5 protein-coding genes are annotated in these 5,523 nt (G+C 45.5%); all 5 read left to right on the top strand.

All coding sequences use genetic code 11. From position 1 onward, the window contains the following. A partial coding sequence (locus ACT3TJ_RS17655; RefSeq protein WP_444666100.1) for a TRAP transporter large permease occupies nucleotides 1-1,121 on the top strand: 1,121 nt, incomplete at its 5' end. Between the two features lie 22 nt (nucleotides 1,122-1,143). Next, on the top strand, nucleotides 1,144-2,169 hold the full coding sequence (locus tag ACT3TJ_RS17650) for a 4-hydroxythreonine-4-phosphate dehydrogenase PdxA (protein WP_087111138.1): 1,026 nt from the start codon (nucleotides 1,144-1,146) through the stop codon (nucleotides 2,167-2,169). Between the two features lie 27 nt (nucleotides 2,170-2,196). Beyond that, nucleotides 2,197-3,369 (top strand): L-rhamnonate dehydratase, encoded by a 1,173-nt coding sequence (locus ACT3TJ_RS17645; RefSeq protein WP_444666099.1) that lies wholly within the window; start codon nucleotides 2,197-2,199, stop codon nucleotides 3,367-3,369. An 11-nt stretch (nucleotides 3,370-3,380) separates the two neighbouring features. Then, nucleotides 3,381-4,379 (top strand): AraD1 family protein, encoded by a 999-nt coding sequence (gene araD1 / locus ACT3TJ_RS17640; protein WP_441677558.1) that lies wholly within the window; start codon nucleotides 3,381-3,383, stop codon nucleotides 4,377-4,379. Between the two features lie 30 nt (nucleotides 4,380-4,409). Next, nucleotides 4,410-5,414 (top strand): TRAP transporter substrate-binding protein, encoded by a 1,005-nt coding sequence (locus ACT3TJ_RS17635; RefSeq protein ID WP_441677556.1) that lies wholly within the window; start codon nucleotides 4,410-4,412, stop codon nucleotides 5,412-5,414. Nucleotides 5,415-5,523: the final 109 nt, after the last annotated feature.

Here is a 5,523-nt window from a genome sequence, read left to right as displayed (position 1 = left end):
ACTTTCCGTTAATTGCTATTCCGTTATTCATCTTTGCTGGCGCACTGATGAACACCTCTGGCATTTCTACCCGACTGATCAATTTAGTGACAGCTATGGTGGGATTTGTAAGAGGAGGCCTGGCGATGGTTAATGTTGGTGTATCAATGTTTTTTGCTGAAATTTCTGGCTCCGCTGTTGCAGACGTAGCAGCGACAGGCTCTATTTTAATTCCAGAAATGAAACGTAAAAACTACAACCCCGAGTTTTCTGCAGCTATCACGTCTTCGTCTGCATCCTTGGCTGTCATTATCCCTCCTTCTTTATCAATGATTCTTTACGGAGCGATCGCCGAGGTTTCTATTGTTCAGTTATTCGTAGCAGGCATTATCCCAGGGATTCTTGGCGGCATCGGCCTTGCATGTTTCTGTTACTACTATGCAGTTAAGTATAACTTGCCTCGCGAAGAAGCCTTTTCTCTTCGCCGCTTAGGTAAAGCTTTCAAGGAAGCTGCCTGGGCCTTATTACTACCAATTATAATTCTAGGTGGCATATTTGGTGGCTTGGTTACTGCAACTGAAGGAGCGGGCATAGCCGTACTGGCTGCCTTAATTATTGGCGGACTTACATATAGAGAACTTAACTTAAAAGTTCTTTATCGTGCGGTAACAGATGGCGTTATACAAACGGCCGTTGTTATGTTACTAGTCGCAACATCAGCAGTACTAGGGCTATTTCTTACAGAAATGCAACTCCCGCAACAACTGGCGCAACAAATCACTACTTTAACTGAGAATCCTATTGCGGTATTAGCACTACTCAATATTTTACTACTTTTATTAGGTATGTTCCTGCATGGGGCAGCAGCAATCATTCTAGTAGTGCCAATAGTAATGCCGCTAGTCACTCAAATCGGCATTGATCCAATTCACTTTGGCTTAATCCTGACGCTTAACTTAGCCATTGGCCAGCAAACGCCTCCTGTCGCGTCTGTACTTGCCACCGCCTGTTCAATTGCTAAAACCGATATGTGGAATACTACCCGGGTTAACCTCCCTATGATCGGTGTATTGTTTATCGTATTACTATTAGTAACCTATATTCCTGCAGTTTCTCTCTATTTAGTTGATCTGTTTTATTAAAATCGTTTAACAGGAGTTCTATATGAAAGATTCAAAACCTGTAATCGCGGTAATCCTAGGTGACCCTGCTGGTGTTGGCCCAGAGCTAATCGCTAAGCTATTCAATGAAGCCGACCTTTTTAAAGATGTACATACCGTATTGCTGGGTGATCGCTGGCTGTGGCAAGAAGGACAACGTGTTGCAGGCATTCACCATAATTTGGTTGAAATAAGCGAATTTAGCCAAGCACGTTTACACTCCACCCCAGTATTTTTACCAACAGAGAGTGTTGCTGAAAGTGACATTAGCTATGCACAAGAAACAGCTGCTGGCGGTGCTTCCGTACTCGCATTGTTAAAACGCTGTATGAGTGCAGCGCTAGACAATGAGGTAGATGCGATTTGCTTTGCGCCTTTAAATAAATACTCCATGAAAAAAGGCGGGCTTGAGTATGAAGACGAGTTACATTTCTTCGCTAACTATTTAAATGTTAAGAACTATTTTTGTGAGTTTAATACTTTGGGCAATCTGTGGACGGCCCGAATTTCCTCGCATATTCCACTTAAAGATGCGGCCGAATATATCACTGAAGAGCGTATTGTCGCGGCTAGCCGATTGATGTACGACGCACTGCAACTAGCAGGCAATCCAGAGCCACGCGTTGTAGTAGCAGCCTTTAATCCTCATGCAGGGGAAGGCGGCACTTGTGGACGCGAAGAAATCGAGATCATTACGCCTGCGGTTGAGGCGTGCAGAGCCCAAGGCTATCCAATTAGTGGCCCCCTCCCCGCCGACACCCTATTTATTAAGGCTCGTGATGGCGAGTTTGATGCAGTGGTCACCATGTACCACGACCAAGGCCAAATTGCGATCAAACTAATGGGCTTTATGGAGGGCGTAACTGTACAAGGAGGCCTTCCCATCCCCATTACTACTCCTGCCCATGGCACGGCATTTGATATCGCTGGCCAAGGAAAAGCTAATGTTAGTCCAACTCGTAACGCCTTCATCATCGCTTGTCGGATGGGCAAGAACCTTCGTCAACAGCGACTGAACACCAATATTTAACCAAATACTCACTTAAGGAAAACCTTAATGAAAATCACTAATGTCCGCACCCGCGTATTTGAATGGAAAGGCCATACTGTAACGCCGACCCCTCACTTTTGCTCCAACGCAATGGATGAGCTTTGGGATAAAGGAGATTCCATGGGCACCTTCCGCTTCCATGGATGGACGGTGGTTGAAATTGAAACCGACAACGGCATTGTAGGGCTTGGCAATGTGGCGTTAGCACCACGTATCGCTAAAGCAATTATCGATCAGTATCTTGCCCCGCTAGTAATTGGCCAAGATCCTTTTGACTACGAATATCTCTGGCAACGGATGTATCGCTCCACGCATGCATGGGGTCGTAAAGGCATCGGTATGGCGGCAATATCTGGAGTCGATATTGCTATTTGGGACATCATGGGTAAAGCCGTAAACAAGCCTGTTTTTAAATTATTAGGAGGTCGCACAAAAGAGAAAATTCCTTGCTACGCATCCAAACTTTATCGCACTGATCTAAAAGGCATGCAGGAAGAAGCACAGTCTTATCTTGATCAAGGTTTCCAAGCGATGAAGATGCGCTTTGGCTATGGTCCCAAAGACGGCCCTTCGGGCATGCGCGAAAACCTGAATAGCGTTGCGGCAGTGCGTGAAGTAATCGGCGATGATATCGACTTAATGCTTGAATGCTATATGGGCTGGAACCTCGAGTATGCCAAACGCATGTTACCTCGATTGGAACGCTTTCAGCCACGATGGCTTGAAGAGCCAGTGATTGCTGATGATATTGATGGCTACGCAGAGCTCAACCAACTTACCAGTATCCCTATTTCAGGCGGCGAGCACGAGTTCACTTCTTATGGCTTCCGCCAACTGCTTGAAAAACGTGCAGTTTCTGTTATCCAATACGATACTAATCGGGTTGGCGGCATTACCTCCGCGCATAAGATCAATGCTCTTGCTGAATCGTTTAGCGTACCTGTCATCCCTCATGCAGGTCAGATGCATAACTATCATTTAACAATGTCTACGCTTGCATCTCCTATGTCCGAATTCTTCCCAGTACACGATGTAGAGATTGGTAACGAGCTGTTTTATTACCTGTTTGAAGGTGATCCTGAGCCAGTCAATGGGTTTATCGATCTTGACGATAATACGCCCGGCCTCGGCTTAAAGCTCAACGAACGTTATTTTGATCAGTTCCATATCATCGAATAAGAGTCTTACTAATGCGAATCGTACAAGTGAAAACTTCTCGCGGCATTCGTGCCGCGGTGGTTGAAAGTTCAATTCAGCTTCGTGTGATTGATTACCCCGGAGGGACCTATGCGTTAGCAAAGGCCGCTCTCGACGAGGGCACCTCTCTTACTGCATTCATTGAATCTCATCGTAGCCATGATTTGTTGGATTACAATCAGGCAATAGATTTAGGTTTACTGCTGCCTCCGCTTACACATCCTGACCCAGCCCACTGCTTTGTTACCGGCACTGGTTTAACCCATCTGGGCAGCGCCGATACCCGCTCTGCAATGCATGCAAGTGTACAAGCTAACAATGAGGAACTTACTGATTCCATGCGTATGTTCAAGCTTGGAGTTGAGGGAGGTAAACCTCTTGCAGGCACAATGGGAGCTCAACCCGAATGGTTCTATAAAGGTGATGGCAGCATCGTCGTTCCCCCAGAAAGCCCATTTACGGTGCCGTTTTTCGCCGAAGATGCGGGCGAAGAGCCTGAGTTAGTTGGCCTTTACATAAATGCTGCTGACGGTACTCCATATAGGGTTGGCTATGCCGTTGGGAACGAGTTCTCCGACCATATCACTGAGCGTGCTAATTACTTATGGTTGGCGCACTCTAAACTACGCGCTTGCAGCTTTGGCCCTGAATTATTCCTGGGTGAGCTCCCTGATCATTTAGAGGGCACTAGTCGAATTGTTCGCGAGGACAAAATTCTATGGGAAAAAACATTTCTTACCGGAGAGGCAAATATGGCGCATAGCTTAGCCAATCTGGAATACCACCATTTCAAGTACGCCCAGTTTCGACGCCCAGGCGATATACATGTGCATTACTTTGGCACTGCAACGCTCAGTTTTGCTGACAATGTTTCTGTGCGTGACGGTGACCGTTTTGAGATTGATCTACCTCTTCTTGGCCGCAAGTTATGTAATCCAGTCAAATTTATGCCAGAAGAGAATCCTGCAATGAAAAAAGTGCAATCTATCTAGAATTACCGCGCTAACTTCGAGGCCACCATAGTGATAACCAAGTTCTATTTATTAAAAAAAGTTATAGCTACAACGTTATCGGTGGCTCTCCTTGCTCCATTTGCCTACACCCAAGCGGCTACAACATTAACACTGGCCCATGCACACCCAGTAGATGACTCTCAACATTTGGCCGCGTTACGCTTCGCCGAGAGAGTAAAAGAACGTAGCGGCGACGAAATTAATATTCGTATTTTTCCAAATGGCCAACTCGGAAATGATCAAGCCATGATCACTGGTGTCCGTAGTGGAACAATTGATATCGAATTATCTGGCAATCCTTATTTTAGTGGATTAGCTAGCCAACTTAGCTTGCTTGATCTGCCATTTCTTTTTGATAACTACGATCAAGCATATCGAGTATTAGATGGAGAGATAGGACTGAACTTACTTGCAAGCATGCGAGAGAAAAACCTGGAAGGCCTCGCATTCTGGGAAATTGGATTTCGTAATTTAACCAACTCGCGCCGTGCAATCGAGTCAGCTAATGATATCAAAGGGCTGAAATTAAGAACGACACCTAATCCAGTGCATATCGCTGCATTTGAGGCATTGGGTGCCAATCCAGTCCCCATGCCTTTCGCAGAGCTTTTCACTGCATTAGAAACCAGAACAGTAGACGGTCAAGAAAATCCCGTTAGCTTAATTCGCTCGGCGAGCTTATATGATGTTCAAAAACATCTTTCACTAACGGCACATGCCTATACCGCAGCGCCATTGGTTATGAATAAAAATCGCTTTAGTGAGCTATCGGAAGAGCAACAGCTCATATTGCGTGATGAGGCACAAAGCGCTGCTCAATATCAGCGCCAAATTAATCAAGAGAGGATATCTAGCGACTTGGAATTTCTTAAGAACAAGGGGATGCAAGTCGTAGAACAGCCTGATCGTGCGTCTATGCATGGCAGGGTAGCTGAATTAGTTCGTAACGAATTTACTGCTCAGCACGGTAGCGAATTACTTGATGCAGTTGAGCGTACGAAGTACACGAATTAATCCGTGAATCGTCACATTGCGGTTTATCGATGAGGCTATAAGAGCATGCAGATAAATGAACATCGACAACGTTACCTTAATAGTGGAGAAGATCAAGATCTTCCCATTA

This window comes from Halomonas sp. AOP30-A1-24 (assembly GCF_052378165.1).
Lineage (GTDB): Bacteria > Pseudomonadota > Gammaproteobacteria > Pseudomonadales > Halomonadaceae > Vreelandella > Vreelandella citrativorans.
This window is presented reverse-complemented; position numbering and strand designations above follow the sequence as displayed.